A 24320-nucleotide genomic window follows, 5' to 3' on the forward strand; every position below is an offset into this window, starting at 1 on the left:
GCTATCCTTGCGGCGACAGGATCAGGGTGGCGAGTGGCGGAAGGAAGACCGAGAGGCTATCGGCAAAGCCGTGGCTCGGCAGCGATTCCGCCTCGATCGCCCCGCCATTGCCGCTGTTGGTGCCGCCATAGGCGCCGCCGTCGCTGTTCAGCACCTCATGCCAGGTGCCCGGCTGCGGCACACCGATCCGGTAGGCATGGCGCGGCACCGGCGTCAGATTGACGACCACCAGCGCCGGCGGATCGCCCGCTGCGCCCAGGCGCAAATAGGCAAAGACGCTCTGCGCCCGGTCGTCGCCGATGACCCAGCGGAACCCCTCGGGCGAGGCGTCCTGCCGGTGCAGCGCCGGCAGCCGGCGATAGGCCGTGTTCAGGTCGTGCACCAGGCGCTGGATGCCGCGATGCCGCGGGTCGTCCAGCAGCGGCCAGGCCAGGGCGGCATCGTGGTTCCACTCGGCCGGCTGAGCAATCTCGCCGCCCATGAAGATCAGCTTCTTGCCGGGATGGGTCCACATGAAGCCGAGATAGGCGCGCAGGTTGGCGAATTGCTGCCAGTGGTCGCCCGGCATCTTCCGCAGCAGCGAACCCTTGCCATAGACCACCTCGTCATGGCTGAGCGGCAGTACGAAGCGTTCGGACCAGGCGTAGACCAGGCCGAAGGTCATGCTGTCGTGGTGGTACTTCCGGTTGACCGGATCCTGTTCGATGTAGTGGAGCGTGTCGTGCATCCACCCCATGTTCCACTTGTACTGGAAGCCGAGCCCGCCTTCGCTCGTCGGCTTCGTCACGCCGGGCCAGGCGGTGCTTTCCTCGGCGATCATCACCGCGCCGGGGCAGCGCTCGGCGACGACGGCGTTGAGCTCCTGCAGAAAAGCGACAGCCTCGAGGTTCTCCCGCCCGCCATGGCGGTTCGGGATCCACTCTCCGGCCTTCCGCGAATAGTCGCGGTACAGCATGGAGGCCACGGCATCGACGCGCAGCCCGTCAACATGGAAATGCTCAAGCCAATGGATCGCGCTGGCGAGCAGGAAGCCGCGCACCTCGTTGCGGCCGAAATTGTAGATCGCGGTGTTCCAGTCCTGGTGGAATCCCTCGCGCGGGTCGGCATGCTCGTAGAGATGCGTACCGTCGAACTGATAAAGTCCATGCGCATCGGTCGGAAAATGCGCCGGCACCCAGTCGAGTATCACACCGATCCCCGCCGCATGGGCGCGGTCGACGAAATGCGCGAAGCCGCTGGTCGGCCCGAAGCGCGCGGAAGGCGCGAACATCGACAGCGGCTGGTAGCCCCAGGACCCGCCGAAGGGGTGTTCCATGATCGGCAGGAATTGCAGGTGGGTGAAGCCCATACCCTGCACATAGGGGATCAGCCGGTCGGCCAGCCGGTCCCAGTCGGGCGAGTCACCGGCATCGTCGCGCCACCAGGACCCGGCATGCACCTCGTAGATCGCAATCGGCGCATCCACCGCCTGGGCGGCGCCGCGCCGCGCCATCCAGTCCGCGTCGGTCCAGGCGAAGGGCGCCGGATCCATGACGCGGGAAGCGGTGGCTGGCGGGTGCTCGGTCGCCTGGGCCAGCGGGTCGGCCTTCAGCGGCAGCACCGCGCCATCGGCGCCGAGCAATTCGAACTTGTAGGTCGCGCCGGGCAGCAGGCGCGGGACGAACAGCTTCCCATACCCCCGCCTCGGCGCGCAGCCGCATCGGGTGACGGCGGCCGTCCCAGCCGTTGAAGTCGCCGACAACCGAGACGCGGCGCGCGTTCGGTGCCCACAGCGCGAAGCGCACGCCGGGCACGCCCTCCACCACCATCGCCTGGGCGCCGAAGACCTTCGCCAGCTCGAAATGCCGGCCCTCGGCGAACAGGTGAATGTCGAGCGGGCCGAGCAGTAGGCCGAAGCTGTAGGGGTCCTCGGTTTCCTGCGGCAGGCCGGGCCAGTCGACGCGGAGACGGTAGGGCACGGTGCTGGCGACCTTGCCGGCGAAGATGCCGGCCGGGTGCACCTGTTCCAGCCGGCCGAGCTCCGCCCCGCCATCGCGCGCGAGGACGGTAACGCCGCGGGCGCCGGGCTGGAAGGTTCGCACCTCGCCGCCATGCTGGCCGAGCAGGGAGAACGGGTCGCCATGACGACCCGCGGCCAGCGCATCATAAGCTTGATTCATGCCGTGATCCGTTCCGCCAGGGTCGCCAGGCCACGGAGCGGGACTCCGATCCAGGCCGGGCGATTCGCCGCTTCATAGCGGATTTCATAGGCCGCCTTCTCGATCAGGAAGAGATCGATCAGCGCTGCCTCGGCGCCCGCGGGCACCCAGGGGTTGGCCGCCGCGGTCTCCACCGCCCGATAGGCATCGAGGAAGGCACGTTCCGTCTCCTGCTGCCATCGGGCGATCAAGGCCGCGCGGCGCTCGACCGGTGCGGCGGCGGAGGCGGCCGAGGATTCGGTCGCCGTCGCCACATGCGCCGCGTAGTCGAAGCTGCGCAGCAGGCCGGAAACGTCGCGCAGCGGGCTGCCCTTGGCGCGGCGTTCCTCGAGCGGCCGCGCCGGCTCGCCCTCGAAATCGACGATCACCGCATCGCCCTGCGCAACCAGCACCTGGCCGAGGTGGAAGTCGCCATGCACGCGGGTCTTCAGCGCGCCGTCGGCCGATTGCGCCAGGCGATGGGTCGCCGCCCGCAGCGCCTCGGCCAGGTCCAGCAGGCGCTCGGCATGCGGCTTCGCATCCGCCGGCAGGTCGCGGCCGCGCAACAGCTCGAGTGCCGGCTCGAGCTGCGCCAGCGCGCCGGCTGCCCAGGCGGCGCGATCCGCCTCGGTCGCCGGCTCGGGCGCGAAGGCGGGCTGGTCGGTCGGCCGTGCCAGGGCGGCATGCAACTCGCCCAGCCGGGTGCCGAGCGCGGTTGCGAAGGAGAGGTAGCCCGCGAAGGGATCGTCCGGCGGCGCGTCGGTCAGCGCCGCCTCGTCCACCGCGCGGTGCAGCCAGTCCTGCGTCCAGCCCCAGCCATCGCCCTGGTTGCGGACGAAGCCCTGCGCCAGCATCAACGTATTGGGCGTGCCGTCAGGCGCGATCCGCACCACCTCGCCCAGCAGCGGCGCGGTATTGGCGAAGCCCTGCTCGGTCAGGTAGCGGGTCACCTCTGCTTCCGGATGGATGCCGGGATTGATGCGGCGGATGATCTTCAGCACCACCAGCTCCCCGTAGATGAGGGAGGAGTTGGACTGCTCGGCCGAGAGCCGGCGGATCTCCGGGTTGTCCGGCACCGCGACGTCCGCCAGGCGCGAGGTGGCGTGGAAGCGGATCTCGCCATCGTCGCTCGGCAGCACCAGCCCGTCCCGGAGCGCGTGCATCACCGCCGGCGGCATGCGGTTGTCGGTGAAGGCATCGGTTAGAAAGCCGACGCGCCGGCCCTGCCGCAGCCGCGCCAAGGCAAGCTGCGCCGCCAGCGGCCCGACGCCCTCGGCGTCCTCCACGCCCGCCAGCGGCAGGCAGTAGCGTTCGGTGCGGCCGGGCAGGCGGGCCTCGACCTCGGCCAGCACCACCGCGCCCTTGGCTTCCGGCAGAGCGGCGATGGCGGAGAGGCGCACGCCTTCCAGCCTCTCCCCCTTGGCCGCAAACCAGCGGCGCTTCGGCAGGTATTCCGGCAGGACGTTCTGTTCGAGATCGCCGCGCACGGCGGCACCGAGGAGTTCCTTCACGTCAGCCTTCAGAACAAGGGTGCGGAGGTCCGGCAGCGGCTCCGGCGACGGCGCATGCCAGGGCGGCAGCGCCTTCTCGGTCGCCAGCACGAACCAGTAGAAGCCGTAGGGCGGCAGGGTCAGCAGGTAGGGCAACTGGCCGATCGGCGGGAAGCTGGTGCCGCCGAGCATCTCCACCGGCACGCGGCCGGCGCAGGCGGAGAGGTCGAGCTCCACTGCCTGGGCCGAGCGCGAAAGATTGAAGACGCAGAGGATGGTGTCGTCCTCATGCTCCCGCAGATAGGCCAGCACCTTGCGGTTGGCGGGATAAAGCAGGCGCATCGCGCCACGGCCAAAGGCGCGGCTTCGCTTGCGCACCGCCAGCATGCGCCGCATCCAGTTCAGCAGCGAATGCGGGTCGCGCGCCTGGGTTTCCACGTTGACGGCCTGGAAGCCGTACATCGCGTCCTGCAGCGGCGGCAGCACCAGCGCGGCGGGATCGGCCTTGCTGAACCCGCCGTTGCGATCGGGCGACCACTGCATCGGCGTCCGCACGCCGTCGCGGTCACGCAGGAAGATGTTGTCGCCCATGCCGATCTCGTCGCCGTAGTAGATCACCGGCGTGCCGGGCATCGACAGCAGCAGCCCGTTCATCAGCTCGATCCGGCGGCGGTCGCGCTCCAGCAGCGGCGCCAGACGGCGGCGAATGCCGAGGTTGATGCGCGCCCGTTTGTCGGCGGCATAGGTGGACCAGAGATAGTCACGCTCCCGGTCGGTCACCATCTCCAGGGTGAGTTCGTCGTGGTTGCGCAGGAAGATGGCCCATTGGCAGCCATCCGGGATGTCCGGGGTCTGCCGCAGGATGTCGGTGATCGGGAAGCGGTCCTCCTGCGCGATGCCCATGTACATCCGGGGCATCAGCGGGAAGTGGAAGGCCATGTGGCATTCGTCGCCGGCACCGAAATACTGCTGGGTATCCTCCGGCCACTGATTGGCCTCGGCCAGCAGCAGGCGACCCTGGTAGCCCTGGTCCAGCTTAGCGCGGATCAGCTTCAGAACCTCGTGCGTCTCCGGCAGGTTCTCGTTGTTCGTGCCCTCCCGTTCCCGCAGGTAGGGCACGGCGTCGAGCCGCAACCCGTCGATCCCGGTGTCCAGCCAGAAGCGCATGACGTTCAGCACTTCCGACAGCACGCGCGGATTCTCAAAGTTCAGGTCCGGCTGGTGGCTGTAGAAGCGGTGCCAGAAGTACTGCCCGGCCACTGGGTCGAAGGTCCAGTTGGATTTCTCGGTGTCGAGGAAGATGATCCGCGTGTCGGTGTACCTCTGGTCGGTCTCCGACCAGACGTAGTAGTCGCGGTGGGAGGAGCCGGGCGGGGCGGCGCGGGCCCGCTGGAACCAGGGATGCTGGTCGCTGGTGTGGTTGATGACCAGCTCGGTGATCACCTTCAGCCCGCGCGCATGCGCTTCTCGCACGAAACGGCGAACATCCTGGGCCGTGCCGTAGCTGGGGTTGACCCCGCGGTAGTCGGCGATGTCGTAGCCGTCGTCGCGCAGCGGGCTCGGATAGAAGGGCAGCAACCACAGCGTGTCCACGCCGAGCTCGGCAATGTAGTCCAGCTTCTGCAGCAGCCCGGCGAAGTCGCCGATGCCGTCGTCATTGGCGTCGAAGAAGCTCTTCACGTGAAGCTGGTAGACCACCGCGTCGCGGTACCATTGCGGCTCCCGCGCATCCGCCGCCTTCCGGGCATGGCGCAGCTTGGCGCTGTCGCCGTTGTCGCGGGCCATCAGACGCCCCCCGCCGGACGCACGCGCCACAGGCCGAAGGGCAGCGCCCCGGGATCGAGCCGCAGCCGCTGCACCTTGCCGGTCCAGGTGAATTGCCGCCCCGTCATCAGGTCCTCCGCCTCCAGCGCCGCATGGTCCGGCAGCCCCCATTCCCACAAGGGTAACTCCACCGCCGCTTCCTGCACGTTGCGCGGGTCGAGGCTGACGGCACAGAGAACCACGTTTCCGCGGTCCGCAGTGGCCTTCCGGTACCAGAGCACCTGGTCATTGAAGGCATTGTGGAAGGCGACACCCAGATGCGTCTGCAGGGCGGGATTGGCACGGCGGATCATGTTCAGGCGGGTGATCTCCTCGACGATGTCGCCCGGCCGGCGGTCCGGCCAGACGCGGATCTCGTATTTCTCGGAATCCAGGTATTCCTCGCGCCCTGGCAGCGGCGCCGCCTCGCACAGCTCGAAGCCCTGATACATGCCCCAGAGCCCTGAAAGCGTAGTCGCCAACGCGGCGCGGATCAGGTGGCCGGCGCGGCCGCCAGTCTGCAGGAAGGGCGGGTTGATGTCGGGCGTGTTGACGAAGAAATGCGGGCGGAAGAAGTCGCGTGGAGCGGTGTTCGCCAGCTCCTCCAGATATTCCTGGATTTCCGCCTTCTCGTTTCGCCAAGTGAAATAGGTGTAGGACTGGCCGAAACCGATCTTGGCCAAGCGGTACATGACCTTCGGCCGGGTGAAAGCCTCGGCCAGGAACACCGCATCCGGGCATTGCGCGCGGATATCGGCGATCAGCCATTCCCAGAAGGGGAAAGGCTTGGTGTGCGGGTTGTCCACCCGGAACAGCCGCACGCCTTGATCAACCCAGAAGCGCACAACGTCGCGCAGCGTCGTCCAGAGCGACGGCACCGCGTCCCCGTTGTAGAAGTCGACGTTGACGATGTCCTGGTACTTCTTCGGCGGGTTCTCGGCGTACTTGATCGTGCCGTCGGGCCGCCAGTCGAACCAGCCCGGGTGCTGCTTCAGCCAGGGATGGTCCTGGCTGCACTGCACGGCGAAGTCGAGCGCCAGCTCCAGCCCTTCCTCCCGCGCCGCGGCGACCAGGCGGCGGAAATCCTCCAGCGTGCCGAGCTGCGGGTGGATGGTGTCGTGTCCGCCCTCCTCGGAGCCGATTGCATAAGGGCTGCCGGGATCGTCCGGACCCGGCGTCAGGGTGTTGTTGCGGCCCTTGCGGAAGGCGGTGCCGATCGGGTGGATCGGTGGGAAGTACAGCACGTCGAAGCCCATGCCGCGGATATGCGGCAGGCGGCGGATGACGTCGTCGAAGGTGCCGTGCCGGTTGGCGTCGCCGCTTTGGCTGCGCGGAAACAGCTCGTACCAGCTGGCGAAGCCGGCGCCGGTGCGCTCGGCCTCAAGCGGCATATCGGCGCTGCGGGCGCGGAAGGGGCGGTCGTCGGCGGCGGCCATGAAATCGACCGTCTCCTTCGACATCAGCAGGGTCAGCCGCTCCGGGTCCGCCGCGCCCTGCAGCCGCTCGGCCAGGTCGGACAGCGCACCACCGGCTCGCTGCCCGGCCTTGGTGACCAGGATGCGGCCTTCCTCCAGCTCCAGCCCGATCGGGACATTCGCGGCGTGCTTCTTCTCCAGCTCGTAGCGGAAGGTGGCGAAGGCGTCGCGCCAGGTCTCGACCGCGAAGACGTAGCGGCCCATGCGCTCCAGCGGGAAGCGCGCCATCCAGCGATCATTGCCGAGCGGCGTCATCCGGCACTCGGTCCACTCGGCCTCGTCCGCCGCCCGCCACTGCAGCACGGCACCCAGCTGGTCGTGGCCGTCGCAGATCAGGTCGCAGGTGACCTCGACCACCTCGCCGACGATCCGCTTCACCGGGAAGCGGCCATCCTCCACCGCCGGGGACACGGCCTCGATCCCGATGCGCGGCGAGGCCGCGGCGGCCAGCACGCCGGCTTCGGGCGCGGCGCCGGGCCCCGGAAGCACGGGCGCCCCGGCCGGCAGGATCGGCCGGGGCGCCTCGGCCTCGAACAGCCGGACCTCGCCTGGGTCGAGCTGCACCACCGCAGTCGGGGTCAGCGGCACCCCCTGCGCCGGCGCGACCGGGCGGAACCGGGTGAAGGCGCCGCCGGCGCCGGGCAGCAGGCTGGAAAGCGCCACGCTGGCGCTGCCGCGCAGATCGGGATTGGCCAGGATCAGGGTGGCCGCCCGGGCCTCCCGCGCATCCGGGCCGGCGGCGCGCAGCAACGCCGCGACTGGCGCGCCGGGGCCCGATAGCGGGCGCAGCTCCGCCCGGGCCAGCGCCCGCGCGGCGATCGCCGCATTGGCGGCGCGCAGCGTGGCCGAGAGGTCGAAGCTCGCCTGGCGCTGCAACCACTCCCAGTCGCCCGGCCGGTCGCGCGCCGCATCGAGCGGCCGGCGGGCGCCGTATTCGAAGCCCATCGGCACCAGCAGCCCGGCGCCGAGCCCGGCCGCCAATTGCAGGTGCCGCCGCGCTGCGCGCTCGGCGGTCCAGGCATCGGCGTCGCGCGCCGCCAAGCGTGGCCCGAACGGCGCCTCAACCGTCGAGACAATGGGGGCGATGGCCGAGAGGCGCGCCGCCTCCTCGACCAGCCAGGACCCCTCGACATCCCACCAGCCCAGGCTGTCGAAGACCGCGGCGAAGCCGGTCCCGGCCAGGGCGGGCAGCTCGGGGGCCGGGACGCCGGCGGTCCAGGCGAGAAAGCGGGCCTGCGGCAGCGCCGCCGTCAGCCGGCGCCAGATCGCGGCCGGCACCCGCGTCGGCAGGTCGCAGCGGAACCCGGTGATGCCGGCCGCGGCGAGGCGGCGCAGGCGGTCCTCCCACCAGCCGCCGAGGGCCTCGGCCACTGCCGGCTCTTCCCAGCGGGCGCGGGCGGTGCCGCGCTCGGGCGGCGCCTGGCGCGGATCAGGCGGGCCGGCCTGGGCCTCGGTCTCGAACCAGCCGGGCTGGGCGGCATGCAGCGCGCCGCCGGCCGCCACGCGGTCCAGCACGATGTCGAGATAGAGCGCCAGCCCGGCCGCTTTCGCCTTGGTGGCGAGCTCGGCGAGCGTCGCCACCGCATCGCCGGTGGCTTCCAGGATCGGGTGCGCCGCGTCCGGGTCCCCCAGGTGGAAGATGTTGCCGCTCGGCCCCGGCGCGAAAACCGGGGCGAGCAGGGCCGCGTCGAAGCCGAGCCCGGCGACCCGGGCGAAGGCGGCATCCCAGGCGGGCAGCGGCCCGACCAGTAGCGGATGCAGCAGGTAGAGCCGCGGCGCCGCCACCCGGGTGGAGGATTCCGGCAGGATGGGCGGCGCCTGCGGCTCGGCCATGACCGGTTCGGCCATGGCGCGCGCCATGGTCTTCGGCTTGCCGCCGCGTCGAGACGCCATAGTTACCCCCGTATCCATGCCCGGCGCGAAACGCCCTGGGGCGGGATCGGCGCCATCACCGCTGCGAGAGCGGTCGCGAGAAGGGGCGCGAGGCTGGGCGGCACGATTCCGGCATGGGAGGATGCGACCCGCCCGAGGAGGCCCGCCGATGCTAGACCCTGACCGCTTCGATCCCGCCGCGCATGTCGCCGCCGTGGCCCCTGCCGTGGGGCTGGTGCTGGATGCGGAACGGCAGGCCCGGGTCGCCGCGGCGCTGGCGCTGGTGGTGCGGATCGCCGCCCCCGCCTTCGCGGTGCAACTCACCAAGACGGCCGAGCCCGCCCCGGTCTACCGGCCATGAGCAACCCCGCGCTCGACACCGCCGCCCGCATCCGCGCCCGGGAGACCACGGCGGCGGCGGTGGTGCAGGCCGCATTGGCCCGCATCGCGGTGCACAATCCGACGGTCAATGCCTTCACCGCCGTGCTTGCCGAGCGGGCATTGGCCGATGCCGCTGCCATCGATGCGCGCATCGCGGCGGGGAGACCGTGGGTCCGCTGGCCGGGGTGCCCTACGCCGCGAAGAACCTCTTCGACCTGGCGGGCCTGCCCACGCTTGCCGGCAGCAAGATCCGCCGCAACGCGCCGTCTGCCACCCGGGACGCCTTCCTGGTACGGCAGCTGGAAGCCGCCGGGGCGATCTGCGTCGGCGCGCTGAACATGGACGAGTTCGCCTATGGCTTCACCACCGAGAACAGCCATGACGGGCCGGCGCGCAACCCGCATGACCTGACCCGCATCGCCGGCGGCTCCTCCGGCGGCTCCGGCGCGGCGGTGGCGGCCGGGCTGGTACCGATCTCGCTTGGCACCGACACCAATGGGTCGATCCGGGTGCCGGCCTCGCTGAACGGCATCTGGGGGCTGAAGCCGACCTATGGGCGGCTGTCGCGGCACGGCTCCTTCCCCTTCGTCTATTCGCTGGACCATGTCGGCCCCTTCGCCTGCAGCGTCGGCGACCTGGCCGCGGCCTATGATGCGCTGCAGGGACTCGACCCGGCCGACCCGGCGCAGGCGCCGCAGCCGCCGGAGATGGTGACGCCAGGCCTCGGCGGCGGGCTCTCCGGGCTGCGTGTGGCGGTGCTGGGCGGCTGGTTCGGCCGGCAGCAATCGTCTGCGGCGCGCCGAGCCGTCGCCGCCGTGGCCGGGACGCTGGGGGCGACGCAGGTGGTGGAATGGGACCTGGCCGAGGCCTGCCGCGCCGCCGCCTTCCTGATCACCTCATCGGAAGGCGCGGCGCTGCACCTGCCGACGCTGCGGACCTGTTACGAAGACTACGAGCCGCTGACCCAGGACCGGCTGCTGGCTGGCGCCCTGCTGCCGGCCGCCTGGGTGAACCACGCCCAGCGGGTGCGCGGCCTGGCACGCGACAGCATGCGAGCGGCGATGGCGGACTGGGACATCCTGCTGGCGCCCGCGACGCCCGTGCCGGCGACGCCGATCGGCCAGGAGATGCTGGAGCTGGACGGGGTGCAGGTGCCGCTCCGGCCTTCGATGGGCCTGTTTACCCAGCCGATCAGTGGCATCGGCCTGCCGGTGGTGACCGCGCCGGTCCCGAATGCCGAGGGCGCGCTGCCGATCGGGGTGCAGCTGATCGGCAAGCCTTGGACCGAGGCGCTGCTGTTCCGCGCTGCCGCGGCGCTGGAGACGGCCGGGGTCTGCGCCGCGCCGGTCGCGCCCGCCTTCGCGGCCGCCGCCTGATCGTGCCGCGCTTCGGCCGGATCACGCAGGGGCCGGCCGCCCCGCCTGGCGGCGAGGCGTTCTCCGAGCTGCTGGCCGGCGGCGGAGCGCGGGTGGTCCGCATCGCCTCCCGTGGCCAGGCTGACCCGCCGGGCCAGTGGTACGACCAGGCGGAGTCCGAGTTCGTCCTGCTGCTGGCCGGCGCCGCGCGGCTCGGCTTCGCCGACGGGACGGAGCGCGCCCTGGCGCCAGGCGACTGGGCCATCCTTCCCGCGCATTGCCGGCACCGGGTCGCCTGGACAGACCCGGCGATGGAGACGCTGTGGCTGGCGGTGCACCTCCCGCCCGCTTGATCCCGCGCAAGGCGCCCGGCGCCGGGCCCGGCCAGCATCCCCGGCATGAGCAAGCCCATCCCCATCGGCTACGCGCTGGCCAACCTCCCGCGCTACACCTCCTACCCCACGGCGCCGCATTTCGGCCCGCTCGGGGAAGCGGAGTATCGCGGCTGGCTCGGCGGCATCCGGCCGGAGGACCCGCTCAGCCTCTATCTCCACATCCCCTATTGCGCCTCGCTCTGCTGGTATTGCGGCTGCCACACCACGGTGACGCGGAACGAGGGCCGCATCGCCCGCTACGGCGCCGCGCTGCTGCAGGAGGCGGCGCTGCTGAAGGCGGCGCTGCCGGCGCATGCCGGGGTCGCCGCCATCCATCTCGGCGGCGGCACGCCCAGCACGCTCGGCGCCGCGGGGCTGCGGACCCTGCTCGCCGGGCTGCGCGACACCTTCGGCATCCGCCCCGATGCCGAGCTGGCGATCGAGCTCGACCCGCGGGTGCTGGACGAGGACATCGTCGCCGCCATGGCCGAGGGCGGCATCACCCGCGCCAGCTTCGGCGTGCAGGACATCGACCCCGCGGTGCAGCGCCGCATCGGCCGCATCCAGCCGGAGGAGATGGTGGCCCGAGGCGTCGGCTGGCTGCGCACCGCCGGCATCCGGGGCATCAACCTCGACCTGATGTACGGCCTGCCCGGCCAGACCGGCGCCCGGGTGGCCGCCACGGCGCGCTTTGCCGCCGAACTCGGCGCCGACCGGGTGGCGGTCTTCGGCTATGCGCATGTGCCCTGGATGAAGCCGCACCAGAACGCCATCCACACGGAAGACCTGCCCGGCGCGCTCGAGCGCCTGCAGCAGGCTGAGACGGCGGAGCAGGTGCTGGTCGCGGCGGGCTACCAGGCGATCGGCCTCGACCACTTCGCCCGGCCGGCGGACCCTATGGCCGTGGCCGCCCGGGAGGGCAGGCTGCGGCGCAATTTCCAGGGCTACACCACGGATGCAGCCCCGGTGCTGCTGGGGATGGGCGCCTCCTCGATCGGCGGGATCGAGGCCGCCGGCTATGCCCAGAACGAGCCGAACGAGCGCCGCTGGGTGGCGGCGGTCGAGGCCGGCACGCTGCCGATCCGCCGCGGCCGCGCGGTGACCGCCGAGGACCGGCTGCGCCGGCATTGCATCGAGCGGGTGATGTGCGACTTCGCGCTCGACCTCGCCGTCCTGCCGCCGGCCCTGGTGGCGGAGGTGCGGCCAGCGCTGGCGTCGTTGGAAGCGGACGGGCTGCTCGACCTGACGCCCGACCTGCTGCGCGTCACCGCGGCCGGGCGGCGGCACGTGCGGCATGTCGCGGCCTGTTTCGACGCCTATCTCGGCAGCGGGTCCGGCCGGCACAGTGCTGCGGTGTGACACGGCGCGCTCCAGCCACCCGGCCGTCAGGACGCCTTGTCACGTCTATTTTAGGCTGCAACGAGTCTGCGCCGGGTAAAAGCGGCGTCCACCTGCCGCCGTGATGGTACTGTCGCACCCACCCCTTCGGCTCATCCTGGCCGCCGCCTTCGGCGGCATCGCGTTGCTCGCCGCGCTGGCCACCAGCCTGCTCGCGGGCGACGCCGCGTCTCGCCGGGTGGGGGCGAACCAGCTCGCCATGCTGGAATCCACGGCGTCCCGCTTCGCCGAGCGGCTCGACCGCGACATGGGCGCGCGCTGGCGCGACGTGCAGATCGCCACCCGCCTGCCGCTGATGCGCGATCCGGAGACCCCGCCGCAGACGCGTCGCAGCATCCTGCGCGATCTGCACGACACCTATGCCAACTATGCCCTGCTCGCCTTCATCGCGCCGAACGGGCATGTGGTGGCGGACAGCCGGCAGCGCTGGCGGAGGGCGATGATGCCTCCGGCCGGCCCTTCGTGCGGGCGGCGATGCGCGGCCCGGTGGTCGAGGACGTGCACGAGGCGCTGATGCTGGCCAGCCGGCTGGGCCAGGCGGCGCCGCTCCGCCTGGTCGACCTCGCGGCGCCGGTTCGTGGGGTAGATGGCCGGCTGGTCGGCGTCGTCGCCGCGCATCTCGACTGGCGCTGGGCCTCGGAGGTGGTCGGCACGCCGCGGCCGGGGGAGCCGGAGATCCTCATCCTCTCCCGCGCCGGCGAGGTGCTGTTGGGACCGGCCGCGCTGCTCGGCCAGCATCTCGGCCTCGCGGCGATCGGCCACGCGCCGGTGGATTTCCCGGACGGCGCGGACTTCCTCGCCGCGGCCGCGCCGACCCAGGGCTGGCAGGACTATCCCGGCCTCGGCTGGCAGGTGCTGGCGCGCCGGCCGGCGACCCTGGCACTGGCGCCGGCAGCGGCGCTGCAGCGCGACATCCTGCTCTTTGGCCTGGCCGCCTCCGCTATCGCCGCGCTGATCGGCTGGTTCGCCGCTGCCTGGCTGGCCGCGCCGCTGCACCGGCTGGCCGAGGCCGCGGCGCGGCAGCAGCGGGAGGGCGGCCGGGCCGCCCTGCCGCCCGGCAGCGGCTTCGCCGAGGCGGTGGTCCTGGCGCGGGCCTTCGACGGGCTGCTCGGCGACTGCCGGAAATCCGAGGCCGCCCTGCAGGAGAGCGAGCAGCGGCTGCGCCTGGCGCAGCGGGCCGGGCAGATCGGCGCCTATGAATGGGACATCCCAGCCGATACCGGCCGGGCGACGCGGGAATATGCCGCGCTGCACGGTGTGCCGCTGCCCGAGGCCGACCAGACCTGGACCGCGCACTACGAGCACTGGCTGGCCCGGCTGCATCCCGAGGACCGGCCGCGGCTGCGCGAGCGCATCCGCCACATCCTGGCCGAGGCCGGGCCCTATGCGCTGGAATACCGCATTCTGCTGCCGGATGGCCGTATCCGCTGGCTGCACGACCGCGGCGAGGTCGTGACCGACGCGGCCGGGCGACCGCTCCGGGCGCTCGGCGCGGTGCGCGACGTCACCGGCCGCCGCGCGACCGAGGACGCGCTGCGGGAGGGCGAGGCGCGGCTGCGCCTGGCGCAGGAGGCGGGCGGAATCGGCAGCTGGGACCTCGACCTGGCCAGCGGGCGGCAGGTCTGGTCGGAACGGCAATATGTGCTGTTCGGACTCGACCCCGCGCTGCCGCCGCCCGACATGGCGCAATGGTTCGGGCTGGTGCATCCGGCCGACCGGGCGGCGCTGCAGGCGGCGACGGATGCGGCGCTGACCGACGAGGGTGGGATGCTGGTGGCGGAGTTCCGCATCCTCCGGGCCTCGGACGCGGCGGAGCGCTGGCTGTCGGCCACCGGTCGGATCATGAAGGATGCCGGCGGCCATCCGGTCCGCATGCTGGGCGTGAATCGCGACATCACCGAGGCGCGGGCCCGCGAGGCTGAATTGCGCGCGATGCTGGAAGCCAATCCGATCGGCGTGCTGCGTGGCGACGTCCATGGCCGGATCCTGGACGCCAACGACGCCCTGCTTCGCCTGGCCGGCACCGACCGCGCGGCGCTGGAAGCCGGGACGCTGCGCTGGGACACGCTGACCCCGCCGGAATGGCTGCCGGCGGATGCCGCCGGCATTGCCGAGGCGCGCGAGAAGGGCGCCTGCACGCCGTACGAGAAGGAATACCAGCGCGCGGATGGCAGCCGCGTGTCCGTCCTGGTCGGCTTCGCCCTGGTGGGGGAGGCGCGGGAGGACACCATCGCCTTCATCCTCGACCTGACCGACCGCAAGCGGGCCGAGGCGGCGCTGCTGCAGGACAAGGCGGCGCTGGAACGGGCGGTGGCAGCGCGGACCGCCGAGCTGGCGGACCGGGAGCGCGAGTTGCGCCGCATCTACGACCGCACCCCGGCGGCCTTCCATTCGGTCGATGCGGAAGGCAGGCTGATCCGGGTCAGCGAGGAATGGCTGGCCTTCCTCGGCTACAGGCGCGAGGAGGTGCTGGGCCGCCGAACCGGGGAGTTCATGCTGCCCGAGAGCGCCGCCCGCTGGGAGGCGGCGGTCAAGGACTTGGCCCTTAGCGGCGACGAGGTGCGGGAGGTCGAGTACCGCATGCTGCGGGCCGACGGCGAGGTGGTGGACGTGCTGGTGCGCGCCCGGGCGGAGCACAATGCCGCCGGCGGCTTCGCCAACAGCTATTCCGTCCTGCTCGACATGACCGAGCGCAACCGGGCCGAGGCGCGGCTGCACGAGGCGCAGAAGCTGGAGGCGCTGGGCCGCGTCGCCGGCGGCGTGGCGCACGACTTCAACAACCTGCTGCAGGTGCTGACCGGCGCCTTGCAATTGCTGGCCAGCAGCGCCGGCAAGCCCGAACGGGTGGAGCGCTATGCCAAGGTCGCGCTGGAGGCCGCCGGGCGCGGCGCCGAGCTGACCCGGCGCATGCAAGCCTTCGCCCGGCAGGACCAGCTGCAATCCGGCCCGGTGGCGCTGCCGGAACTGCTGCAGGACCTGGCGACGCTGCTGCACGGGCCGCTGGGCGCCGATATCCGGCTGGAGATCGAGGCGCCGGCCTGCCTGCCGCCCCTGCGGGCGGACCGCATGCAGCTCGAGCTTGTATTGTTCAACCTGGCGCTGAACGGCCGGGACGCCATGCCGGGCGGCGGCACGCTGCGGCTGGAGGCAGCGGCCGAGTCGGTCGCCGTGCAGAACCCGCAGGGCCTTGCGGCGGGATCCTATGCACGAATCCGGGTCGCCGATTCGGGGGAGGGCATGGATGCCGCCACCCTGGCCCGCGCCGCCGAGCCCTTCTTCACCACCAAGGAGGTGGGCAAGGGCAGTGGGCTCGGCCTCTCGATGGCGCATGGCTTCGCCGCCCAATCCGGCGGCGCGCTACGGATCGAGAGCACGCCCGGTGAGGGCACGGTCGTGACGCTCTGGCTGCCGCAGACGGTGGCCGGGCCGATGGCCGCGGCGGCTGGGGGCTGAGCCCCGCCACCATCAGCTCAATTGCAGAGCCGGCCGAGCGCCGCGGTCAGGTCGTCCGGGTCGTAGGGCTTGGCCAGCACCGGCACGTGCGAATGGCTGGCCGGCAGGCCTTCGGCGCCATAGCCGGTGGCGACCACGAAGGGCACGCCGCGCTTCGCCAGCACATCGGCAACCGGGGTCGAGGTCTCGCCGGCCAAGTTCAGGTCGAGCACCGCGACATCCGGGCTCTCCTGGTCCAGCAGCTGCAGGGCCTCGGACACGGTGGCAGCGGGCCCGAGCACGGCCGCCCCGGCATCGAGCAGCGCGTCCTCGACCAGCATGGCGACAAGCGCTTCGTCTTCGACGACCAGAACCCGGCGTCCGGTGAGCCTCGTCATGCTTCCACTCCTCCTGGGGCCGCGTCGCATCGCGACGAGGCATCGCACGGCCGATGATACCACATCGGCCGTGCGGGCACTGCCGCTCACTGCCAGAACCCGGTTCTGTCAGGCCCGGTTCTGCAACCAGGCCATGGTTGTCGGAATTGTTTACACGCGCAAAAGGATAGCGCGACTCACGCTTTGGGGAGACGTGTGTTCCGGAAGGCTTCCGAATGCCCTCCCGGAGACACTTCCGGCCTTCAAGACGCCTTCGCCTCGGCGATCGCTCGCCAGACGATTTCCGGGGTGGCCGGCATGTCAATATGGCTAATGCCGAACTCGGACAGGGCATCGACCACCGCGTTCATCACCGCCGGCAGCGACCCGGCGCAGCCGGCCTCCCCGCAGCCCTTGGCGCCCAGCGGATTGGTGGTGCAGGGCGAGGGGTGGCTGACGAAGCCGAACTCCGGCAGGTCGGAGGCGCGCGGCAGGCAATAATCCTGGTAGCTGCCGGAGAGCAGCTGGCCTTCCTCGGAATAGGCGACGCGCTCCATCAGCGCCTGGCCGATGCCCTGGACGATGCCGCCATGTGCCTGTCCCGCGACCATCAGCGGATTGACGATGACGCCGAAGTCGTTGACCGACATGTAGCGCACCACCTCGGCATGGCCGGTCTCCGGCTCGACCTCGACCTCGCAGACGTGGCAGCCATTGGGGTAGGCCTGCGGCGCCTCCCCGAAGACGTGCCGGACGTCGAGGCTGGTGGGCAGGTCGGGCGGCGGATTGTTCGCGGTGCGGATGCGCTGCGCCAGCTCCATGATGCCGATGCTGCGGTCGGTGCCGGCGATGGTGAAGCGGCCGAGGCCCTCGCCGTCCCGGTCGAACTCGATATCGGCGACCGAGGCTTCCAGCATGTGCGCCGCGGCGGTGCGGCCCTTCTCGATCACCAGCTGCGCCGCCTCGACGATCGCCGCGCCCGAGGCCATCAGCGACTTGGAGCCGCCGGTGCCGCCGCCGGCGATGAGCAGGTCCGAGTCGCCCTGCACCAGGCGGATGCTCTCGAAGGGCACGCCGAGGGTCTGGTGCAGCACCTGGGCGAAGGGCGTCCAGTGGCCCTGCCCGTAGTCGAGGGTGCCGGTGATGATGGTGACGGTGCCGTCCTCGCCGAAGCGGATCTCGCCCTGCTCCTTCATCGGCGGTGCCGTGCATTCGAGGAAATTGCCGATCCCCCGTCCCCGCAGCTTGCCGCGGGCCTTGCTCTCGGCCTTCCGCGCCGCGAAGCCGTCCCAGTCCGCCGCCTTTAGCGCTCTGGTCGAGCACGGCGGAGAAGTCGCCGCTATCGTAGACGCTGCCGGTCGAGGCCTTGAAGGGGAAGGCGTCGGGCTTGATGTGGTTGATGCGGCGCAGCTCGATCGCGCTGCGCCCGGTCTCCTTCGCCGCCTGCTCCAGCAGCCGCTCGAAGAAGTAGTTGCCCTCCGGCCGCCCGGCACCCCGGTACGCCGAGACCGGGGTGGTGTTGGTGACGAGGCACTTGGTGTTCACCTCGATCAAGGGCGTCGCGTAGTTGGACTGGACGTTCTTGACGAAATTGCCGGTGCCCATCAGCGGCGCCACCGTCGCCAGGTAGCCGCCCATGTTGGCATAGGCCGTCAGGCGGACGGCGAGCGCGCGGCCCTCGGCATCCAGCGCCAGCTCGGCATCCACCTCATGGTCGCGGCCATGGCTGTCGGACAGGAAGCTGCCGGTCCGCTCGTCCGTCCACTTCACTGGCTTGCCCAGCAGCTTCGCCGCATGCAGCAGGCAGAGGTATTCCGGATAGGCGCTGGCCTTCATCCCGAAGCTGCCGCCGACATTGCCGGTCAGGATGCGGACCTTCTCCGGCGGCACCTTCAGCACGTCGTTCGCCATCTGGCCCTTCAGCCCGAAGACGCCCTGGCTGCCGACATGCAGGGTGTAGCGGCCGGTCTCGGCGTCGAACTCGCCGATGGCGCTGCGCGGCTCCATCGCGCAGACGACGACGCGGTTGTTGCGAATGGACAGCTTGGTCACATGCGCGGCGGCGGCGAAGGCGGCGGCCACCTTCTCGGTCTCGCCATGGTGAAAATCGAGGCAGAGATTGCCCGGCAAGTGGTCGTAGAGCTGCGGCGCATCCGGCGCGGCGGCGGCCGAGGCCTCGGTGACCGCCGGCAGCACGTCGATGTCGACGAAGACCGCCTCGGCGCCGTCGCGCGCCGCCTGCTTCGTCTCGGCCACGACGAAGGCGACGGGGTCGCCGACGAAGCGGACCTTGTCCATGGCCAGCGAGGGCCGCTCGATGTTCTTCAGCGGCGAGCCATCAGCATTCTTCAGCGGCAGCACGCAGCGCATGGCGCCATAGCCATGGCCCTCGAGGTCGGCGCCGGTGAAGACCCCCATCACGCCGGGGACCTCCTTCGCCGCCTCGGTCTCGATCGCCTTGATGACGCCATGCGCATAGGGGCTGCGTGGACCATGACGGCGTAGAGCTCGCCGGGCAGGCTGATGTCGTCGGTGTAGCGGCCGCGGCCCTGCAACAGGATCGGGTCTTCCTGCCGGGGCACCGCCTGGCCGACGCCGAATTTCAGGCGGGAAAGGTCCGGCATGTTGCTGTCGGGCATGGATATCTCTCGGCGATGTTGGTTGAGGCTTGATGTCGAGCCTAGGCCAGCTTTGTCCAGGGGGCGACCCCGGCCCGGTGCGATTGACAGGCACTTCCACCTTCGGAAGGCTCGGCCGCAACGAGCTTGGGGAAGGAACGCGGATGAGCCTCGGAAGACGCGGCGCCCTGTGGGGCGCGGCCGGGCTGCTGGCGGCGGGCGCGGCGCGGGCCGAGGATTGGCCCACCCGGCCGATCCGGATCGTCGTGCCCTTTGCGCCGGGCGGCGCCTCCGACCTCCTGGCCCGGTTGCTGGCGGAGCGGCTGGCGCCGGCGCTCGGGCAGCCGGTGATCGTCGAGAACCGGCCGGGGGCGGGGGCCACCATCGGCGCCGATGCGGTGGCCAAGGCGCGGCCGGACGGCACCACCTTCCTCTACGGCACGCCGGGGCCGCAGATCGTCAACCCGTACCTCATGCGCAGCCTGCCCTACGATGCCGAGCACGACTTCACGCCCGTCGTCAGCCTGGTGCGGGCGCCGAACCTGCTGGTGGTGAATCCCGCCCTGCCGGTGCGGACGGTGGCCGACCTCATCGCCCTGGCCAAGGCCAGGCCGGGGGAGCTGACCTTCGGCAGCTCGGGCATCGGCGCTTCCTCCCACCTCGCGGGGGAGATGCTGAAGCTGAAGGCCGGGATCGACGTGACGCATATCCCCTTCCGCGGCAGCGGGCCCTCGATCGCCGAGCTGATCGCCGGCCGCATCTCCTTCCTGATCGACACGCTGCTGCTCTTCACCGAGCACCGGGCGAGCGGCGCGGTGCGGGCGGTGGCGGTGGCCAGCGCGCGGAAGTCGAGCTTGATGCCGGACCTGCCGACCATCGCCGAGACCATCCCCGGCTTCGATTCCTTCGCCTTCAACTACCTGGCCGGCCCGGCCGGGCTGCCGGAGGGCGTGGTGGCGCGGCTGAACCGGGAGACCAACCGCATCCTGGCCGATGACGCCTTCCGCCGCCGCCTGGCCGAAGCCTGGGGCTGGAGCCGATCGGCGGCACGTCGGCCGAGACGGCGGCGACGATCCGCGAGGAGGCCGGCCGGGCGCGGGAGGTGATCCTGGCGGCCAATATCCGCGCCGAGTAGAACCCGCGGATGCAGCCTTACATCCTGGCGCTGATCGCGCTGTCGATCGCCGGCGTCATCGAGGCGCGCTGTTCCACCCCCGGCCTACGGCCGGAGGCGGCGGTGGCCGACAACGTCTTCCACATCCTCGGCCGGGCCGCCTTCGGCTTCTGGCTGGTGCTGCTGGCCTGGGGCTTCTGGAAGATGCACTGGACCCAGCCGGCAGCGGGGATCGTGCTCTCGCTCGGCGCCGATTGGCTGCTGGTGCAGCAGGGGCGCGGCCCTACTGGCCGGGGTTGTCGATGGGGCTGGCCCTGCTGGGGTTCCTGCTGACGACGGTGGCGCTGTCCTGGTAGGCAACTCAGTAGTCACCGCGCGGCGAGTGCCAGACTCACAGAAATAGATGAGGGGTCCGGGGAGAATACCTTCTCCCCGGCCTTCTCCAGTCAGCCGACGGGCGGCAGGTGCAGCGCCACGACGTCGCCGTTCTGCCCCGGCACCTGCTGGAACCGGTCGCGCACCGCGGGGTCATGGCCGGGGATCACCCGCGTCTCGTCGCCGCCGGCCAGCTTCTTGGCGATCCGCCAGCCCTGCGTCATGGCGCCCAGGTCGAAGATGATCGGGAAGGGGTTGCCGGTGTCGCCATTGGCGTAGAAATGCATGGCGTCGGAGGCGATGACCACCGGGCCGCGCGCCGTCTCCACCCGCACCACCTGCAGCCCGTCCGAATGCCCGCCGACGCGGTGCACGGTGACGCCGGGCGCCACCTGGCCCTCGCCATCGTGGAACTGCACCTTGTCCGCGAACAGGGCGCGGACCATCGAGACGACGTGGTCGGCCTCGAAGGGCACGCGGATGCAGGCGGTGCACATGTGCCGCCCCGTGGCGAAGGCCATCTCCCGGTCCTGGATGTGGATCTTCGCATTCGAGAAGATCTCGATGCTGCCGGCATGGTCGTAATGCAGGTGGGTGACGATCACGTCCCGCACCCTGGCCGGGTCGCAATCCATGGCGCGCAGGCTGTCGCCGACGCTGCGGTTCAGCGTCCGGCCGCGCTTCTCGGCGCAGGCGGCATCGAAGCCGGTGTCGACGACGATCTCGTGGCCATCCTCGTTCCGCAGCAGCCAGACGAAGTAGTCGAGCGGCATGGCGTCGTGCGGGTCCTGCACCGGCAGCAGGAAGTTGGACTGCGCCGGCCGGTCATGCCGGCCGTAGCGGATCGCGTAGGCCTCCCAGGTATTGGACATCTACTTGTTCCCCCCGAGGATCTCGCCCGCCATCTTCTCCGACAGCTGGGCGGATGCCGTGTGGTTGTGCCCCGGGCCGAGCGCGGCGAGCGAGGCCGCCCACGATTCCCGGCACAGTGCCGAGAAGGGCGTCGGCGTGTTCGTCTCCCGCCCCACTTCCAGCGCGATGCCGAGGTCCTTGACCATCAGCTTCAGCCCGAAGCCGTCGTCGAAGCGGCGGGACAGGACGTATTGCTTGAACTTCTTCTGGCTGGAATTGGTCATGCCGGAGGACGCGTTCAGCACGTCCACCATCTTCGCCGCATCCAGGCCGAAGCGCTGGCCGATCAGCAGCGCCTCGATCCCCATCAGGAAGCCGCCGGCGGACACAAGATTGTTCAGCGCCTTCATCGCCTGGCCGGCGCCGATGCCGCCGCAGCGGTGGATACTGGTGCCCATGGCCTTCAGCACCGGGTCGGCGCGGTCGAGATCCGCATCCTCCCCGCCCACCATGATGGCGAGGTCGCCGGTCTTCGCCCGCGGCACGCCGCCCGAGACCGGCGCGTCGATCATGGCGACGCCCCGCGCCGCGAGGTCGGCCGCGATCTCCCGCGTCTTGCCGGGCTGGCCGCTGGTCATGTCGATGACCAGGGCGCCCTTGGACAGGACGGGCGCGATCAGCGCCGCGACATCGGCCACCTGCTTGCTGGTGGGGACGATGGTGACGACGCAGTCGGCGCCCTTGGCCGCCTCGGCCGGGCCGGCCGCGGCGTTGCCGCCGACCTCGGTCACGAACTTGGCGGCATGGCCGGGGCGCGCGTCGCAGACCGTGACCTCGAAGCCGGCCTTCACCAGGTTGGCCGCCATCGGCCAGCCCATGTTGCCGATGCCGATGAAGGCGACGGACTTGATCGGAGCGGACATCACTTCGTCCCCGGCAGGGCGCCTTCCTTGACCAGCACCTCATGCGCCGCCTTGAAGGCGTCGAGCCCGGCCGGGATGCCGCAATAGGCCGTGGCGTGCAGCAGGGTCGCCTTGATCTCCTCGACCGTCACGCCGTTGGTCAGCGCGCCCTTAACGTGCAGCTTGATCTCCGGCGCGCGGTTCAGCGCGGTCAGCATCGCCAGGTTCAGCAGGCTGCGGGTCTTGCGGTCGAGCGTCGGGTCGCCCCAGGCCCAGCCCCAGGCGATGGTGGTGGTGGCGCGCTGGAAGGCCATCATGAAGTCGTCGGCCTTGGCCATCGAGGCATCGACGTATTCGGCGCCCAGCACCTCGCGGCGGATCGGCAGGCCCTTGTCGAACAGGGCACTATCTTCGGACATGGTGTTCCTCCTCGGTCAGGGCGGAGGAGGCTCGCGCGGGCCGGGCGCGCGGTCAACCGGCCCCGCGCCGCGAACCGGCCCGGCGCAGGGCTGTTGAGGCAGTATCCCCGGAGACCGCGCCCGTGCCGCCCGCCTACCGCATCGCCCACCTGTCCGACCTGCACTTCGGCGCCGAGCTGCCGGAGGTCGTCGCCGCCCTGGCCGAGGAGCTGGCGCGCGACCCGCCCGACCTGGTCGCCATCAGCGGCGACCTGACCATGCGCGGCCGCACCCGGGAATTTCTCGCGGCCCGGGCCTTCATCGACGGGCTGCGCTCGCCGGTGCTGGCGGTGCCGGGCAACCACGACCTGGTGGCGTACTGGCTGGCCGAGCGCTACCTCGACCCCTATGCCCGCTGGCGCCGGCATGTCGCGCCGGAGACCGAGCCGGTCTTCCAGGATACCCGCGTCGGGGTGGTCGGGCTGAACACCGCGCGGCGCGGCGGGCTGGTATGCCGACTGGTCGCGTGGCCGCGTCAGCAGCGACCGGCTGGCCCGCTGCGAGGCGCGGCTGGCGGCGCTGCCGCCCGGCCTCACGCGGATCGTCGTCGCCCACCACCCTTTCCTGCCGCCGCATGCCGACCCGGAGGCGCGTCCGGTGGGCGGCGCCGCCCGGGCGCTGGCCGCCTTCGCCCGGCAGGGAGTGCGGCTGGTGCTGTCCGGCCATCTGCATGTCGGCGACGTGGCCGAGCCGGCGCGGGAGGTGGGGGCGCGGGCGCGCGGCACCGCCGCCGCCACCACCGCGGCGGAAGGGCCGCTGACGGTGGTGCTCTCTTCCACCACCACCTCCCGCCGCCTGCGGGGAGCCGAACGCCTTCAACGAGATCCGCATTGCGCCGGGCGGCGCGGTGGAGGTCTTCGCCCGTGCCTGGGACGGCACGCGCTGGGCCGCGGTGCCGCCGCAGGCAACGACGGCGACGCCGGCGGTGGCGGTCGCTGGCGCGCCGTAGCAGGATGCGGGCGAGGAGAGACGCCCATGTTCTTCGAAGGCTTCACGCTCGAGACCCGCACCGCGAACGGCCAGCAGATCCGCCTGCGCCGCGCTGGCCACGGCCCGCCGCTGCTGCTGCTGCACGGCAACCCGCAGACCCATGCCATGTGGCACAAGGTGGCACCGATGCTGGCGCAACGCTTCACCGTCATCGCGCCCGACATCCGCGGCTACGGGTTCTCGGCCAAGCCGCCGGTCACGCCGGACAGCCGCCATTATGCCAAGCGGGAGATGGCGAAGGACCTCGTCGCCCTGATGCGGGACCTGGGGCATGAGCGCTTCCGCGTGGTGTCGCACGACCGCGGCGCGCGCGTGGCGCACCGGCTGACGCTGGACCACCCCGCGGCGGTCGGGAAGCTCTGCACCATGGACATCATCCCGACGCTCGCGCATTTCGAGCGAACGACCATGGAGTTCGCCATGGGCTACTATCACTGGTTCTTCCTGGCCCAGCCGCACGACCGGCCGGAGCGGATGATCCTGCGCGACACGGAGGACTGGTTCGACCTGCACACCGCGCGCGAGCCGAAGGACAAGGGCTTCTTCCACCCGGAGGCGCGGGCCGACTACCTGGCGGCGCTGCGCCGAGCCGGCACCGTGTCCGCGATCTGCGAGGACTACCGCGCCGCCACCGCGATCGACCTGGAGCATGACCGCGCCAGCCGCGCCGCCGGCGAGCGCATCGCCTGCCCGCTGCTGGCGCTCTGGGGCAGCAAGGGAGCCATCCCGCGCTGGTACGACGCCATGGCGGTCTGGCGCGAATACGCCAGCGGGGAGCTCACGGGCGGCCCGGTGAACAGCGGCCACTACCTGGCTGAGGAGGCGCCGGAGGAGGTGCTGGCGGCGCTCGACCGCTTCCTCTGAGTCGCGCGGGTCG

General features: G+C 71.4%; 15 protein-coding genes and 3 pseudogenes. 10 read left to right on the forward strand and 8 right to left on the reverse strand.

Annotated elements, in window-relative coordinates; all coding sequences use genetic code 11:
• Nucleotide 1 precedes the first annotated feature (1 nt).
• The 3 genes and pseudogenes from glgB to ACQ86J_RS22355 all read right to left on the reverse strand — a co-directional run bounded on the left by glgB (nt 2) and on the right by ACQ86J_RS22355 (nt 8793).
• Nucleotides 2-2159, reverse strand: a pseudogene (gene glgB, locus ACQ86J_RS22345) (1,4-alpha-glucan branching protein GlgB).
• On the reverse strand, nt 2156-5452 hold the full coding sequence (gene treS / locus ACQ86J_RS22350; RefSeq protein WP_431267265.1) for a maltose alpha-D-glucosyltransferase: 3297 nt from the start codon (nt 5450-5452) through the stop codon (nt 2156-2158). Before treS ends, glgB begins: the two are co-directional and overlap by 4 nt.
• Nucleotides 5452-8793, reverse strand: coding sequence for a maltotransferase domain-containing protein (locus ACQ86J_RS22355; RefSeq protein WP_431267266.1), 3342 nt, complete (start codon nt 8791-8793; stop codon nt 5452-5454). Before ACQ86J_RS22355 ends, treS begins: the two co-directional genes overlap by 1 nt.
• A 193-nt stretch (nt 8794-8986) precedes the next feature.
• Between ACQ86J_RS22355 and ACQ86J_RS22360 the strand changes: the two genes are divergently transcribed.
• From ACQ86J_RS22360 to ACQ86J_RS22385, 6 genes are all read left to right on the forward strand, one after another.
• Nucleotides 8987-9178: an AtzG-like protein gene (locus ACQ86J_RS22360; protein ID WP_431267267.1), complete on the forward strand. Its 192-nt coding sequence runs from the start codon at nt 8987-8989 to the stop codon at nt 9176-9178.
• Between the two features lie 187 nt (nt 9179-9365).
• On the forward strand, nt 9366-10574 hold the full coding sequence (locus ACQ86J_RS22365; protein ID WP_431267268.1) for an AtzE family amidohydrolase: 1209 nt from the start codon (nt 9366-9368) through the stop codon (nt 10572-10574).
• 2 nt (nt 10575-10576) lie between these two features.
• On the forward strand, nt 10577-10906 hold the full coding sequence (locus ACQ86J_RS22370) for a cupin domain-containing protein (protein ID WP_431267269.1): 330 nt from the start codon (nt 10577-10579) through the stop codon (nt 10904-10906).
• 45 nt (nt 10907-10951) lie between these two features.
• On the forward strand, nt 10952-12286 hold the full coding sequence (gene hemN, locus ACQ86J_RS22375; RefSeq protein ID WP_431267270.1) for an oxygen-independent coproporphyrinogen III oxidase: 1335 nt from the start codon (nt 10952-10954) through the stop codon (nt 12284-12286).
• A 103-nt stretch (nt 12287-12389) separates the two neighbouring features.
• Entirely contained in the window at nt 12390-12839 is a 450-nt protein-coding gene (locus ACQ86J_RS22380) for a hypothetical protein (protein ID WP_431267271.1), read from the forward strand.
• Nucleotides 12800-15778, forward strand: a complete 2979-nt coding sequence (locus ACQ86J_RS22385; RefSeq protein WP_431267272.1) for a PAS domain-containing sensor histidine kinase — start codon at nt 12800-12802, stop codon at nt 15776-15778. Before ACQ86J_RS22380 ends, ACQ86J_RS22385 begins: the two co-directional genes overlap by 40 nt.
• Nucleotides 15779-15795: 17 nt before the next feature.
• Here ACQ86J_RS22385 and ACQ86J_RS22390 read toward each other — a convergent pair whose 3' ends face one another.
• Nucleotides 15796-16155 (reverse strand): response regulator, encoded by a 360-nt coding sequence (locus ACQ86J_RS22390; protein WP_431267273.1) that lies wholly within the window; start codon nt 16153-16155, stop codon nt 15796-15798.
• A gap of 242 nt (nt 16156-16397) precedes the next feature.
• A pseudogene (locus tag ACQ86J_RS22395) lies at nt 16398-18773 on the reverse strand (xanthine dehydrogenase family protein molybdopterin-binding subunit).
• A gap of 143 nt (nt 18774-18916) precedes the next feature.
• On the opposite strand from ACQ86J_RS22395, the gene ACQ86J_RS22400 reads away from it, so the two are divergent.
• Both ACQ86J_RS22400 and ACQ86J_RS22405 read left to right on the forward strand, forming a co-directional pair.
• Entirely contained in the window at nt 18917-19858 is a 942-nt protein-coding gene (locus tag ACQ86J_RS22400) for a Bug family tripartite tricarboxylate transporter substrate binding protein (protein WP_431267274.1), read from the forward strand.
• Nucleotides 19859-19896: 38 nt separating this feature from the next.
• A complete protein-coding gene (locus ACQ86J_RS22405; protein ID WP_431267275.1) occupies nt 19897-20199 on the forward strand; it encodes a hypothetical protein in 303 nt (100 codons plus the stop codon).
• Between the two features lie 113 nt (nt 20200-20312).
• Here ACQ86J_RS22405 and ACQ86J_RS22410 read toward each other — a convergent pair whose 3' ends face one another.
• Genes ACQ86J_RS22410 through ACQ86J_RS22420 form a run of 3 tightly spaced genes read right to left on the reverse strand, consistent with a single transcriptional unit; the run spans nt 20313 to nt 22414 of the window.
• Nucleotides 20313-21113, reverse strand: coding sequence for an N-acyl homoserine lactonase family protein (locus ACQ86J_RS22410; RefSeq protein WP_431267276.1), 801 nt, complete (start codon nt 21111-21113; stop codon nt 20313-20315).
• Nucleotides 21114-22016: an NAD(P)-dependent oxidoreductase gene (locus tag ACQ86J_RS22415; protein ID WP_431267277.1), complete on the reverse strand. Its 903-nt coding sequence runs from the start codon at nt 22014-22016 to the stop codon at nt 21114-21116. It abuts the gene before it with no gap.
• Nucleotides 22016-22414, reverse strand: coding sequence for a carboxymuconolactone decarboxylase family protein (locus tag ACQ86J_RS22420; RefSeq protein WP_133287784.1), 399 nt, complete (start codon nt 22412-22414; stop codon nt 22016-22018). The genes ACQ86J_RS22415 and ACQ86J_RS22420 overlap by 1 nt, the downstream gene beginning before the upstream one ends.
• Before the next feature lie 122 nt (nt 22415-22536).
• Here ACQ86J_RS22420 and ACQ86J_RS22425 point away from each other — a divergent pair.
• A pseudogene (locus tag ACQ86J_RS22425) lies at nt 22537-22731 on the forward strand (metallophosphoesterase); the annotation flags it as partial.
• A gap of 319 nt (nt 22732-23050) precedes the next feature.
• Nucleotides 23051-24307 (forward strand): alpha/beta fold hydrolase, encoded by a 1257-nt coding sequence (locus ACQ86J_RS22430; RefSeq protein WP_431267278.1) that lies wholly within the window; start codon nt 23051-23053, stop codon nt 24305-24307.
• Nucleotides 24308-24320 lie beyond the last annotated feature (13 nt).

The organism is Dankookia sp. P2 (assembly GCF_050632255.1).
In the GTDB taxonomy this organism is placed as follows: Bacteria; Pseudomonadota; Alphaproteobacteria; order Acetobacterales; family Acetobacteraceae; genus Paracraurococcus.

What these genes read in the sequence shown, in the direction of transcription:
- treS (WP_431267265.1), bottom strand. Translation starts at nt 5,452, where the DNA reads ATGGCCCGCGACAACGGCGACAGCGCCAAGCTGCGCCATGCCCGGAAG.
- ACQ86J_RS22355 (WP_431267266.1), bottom strand. Translation starts at nt 8,793, where the DNA reads ATGGCCGAACCGGTCATGGCCGAGCCGCAGGCGCCGCCCATCCTGCCG.
- ACQ86J_RS22360 (WP_431267267.1), top strand. Translation starts at nt 8,987, where the DNA reads ATGCTAGACCCTGACCGCTTCGATCCCGCCGCGCATGTCGCCGCCGTG.
- hemN (WP_431267270.1), top strand. Translation starts at nt 10,952, where the DNA reads ATGAGCAAGCCCATCCCCATCGGCTACGCGCTGGCCAACCTCCCGCGC.
- ACQ86J_RS22380 (WP_431267271.1), top strand. Translation starts at nt 12,390, where the DNA reads ATGGTACTGTCGCACCCACCCCTTCGGCTCATCCTGGCCGCCGCCTTC.
- ACQ86J_RS22385 (WP_431267272.1), top strand. Translation starts at nt 12,800, where the DNA reads ATGCGCGGCCCGGTGGTCGAGGACGTGCACGAGGCGCTGATGCTGGCC.
- ACQ86J_RS22390 (WP_431267273.1), bottom strand. Translation starts at nt 16,155, where the DNA reads ATGACGAGGCTCACCGGACGCCGGGTTCTGGTCGTCGAAGACGAAGCG.
- ACQ86J_RS22400 (WP_431267274.1), top strand. Translation starts at nt 18,917, where the DNA reads ATGAGCCTCGGAAGACGCGGCGCCCTGTGGGGCGCGGCCGGGCTGCTG.
- ACQ86J_RS22405 (WP_431267275.1), top strand. Translation starts at nt 19,897, where the DNA reads ATGCAGCCTTACATCCTGGCGCTGATCGCGCTGTCGATCGCCGGCGTC.
- ACQ86J_RS22410 (WP_431267276.1), bottom strand. Translation starts at nt 21,113, where the DNA reads ATGTCCAATACCTGGGAGGCCTACGCGATCCGCTACGGCCGGCATGAC.
- ACQ86J_RS22415 (WP_431267277.1), bottom strand. Translation starts at nt 22,016, where the DNA reads ATGTCCGCTCCGATCAAGTCCGTCGCCTTCATCGGCATCGGCAACATG.
- ACQ86J_RS22420 (WP_133287784.1), bottom strand. Translation starts at nt 22,414, where the DNA reads ATGTCCGAAGATAGTGCCCTGTTCGACAAGGGCCTGCCGATCCGCCGC.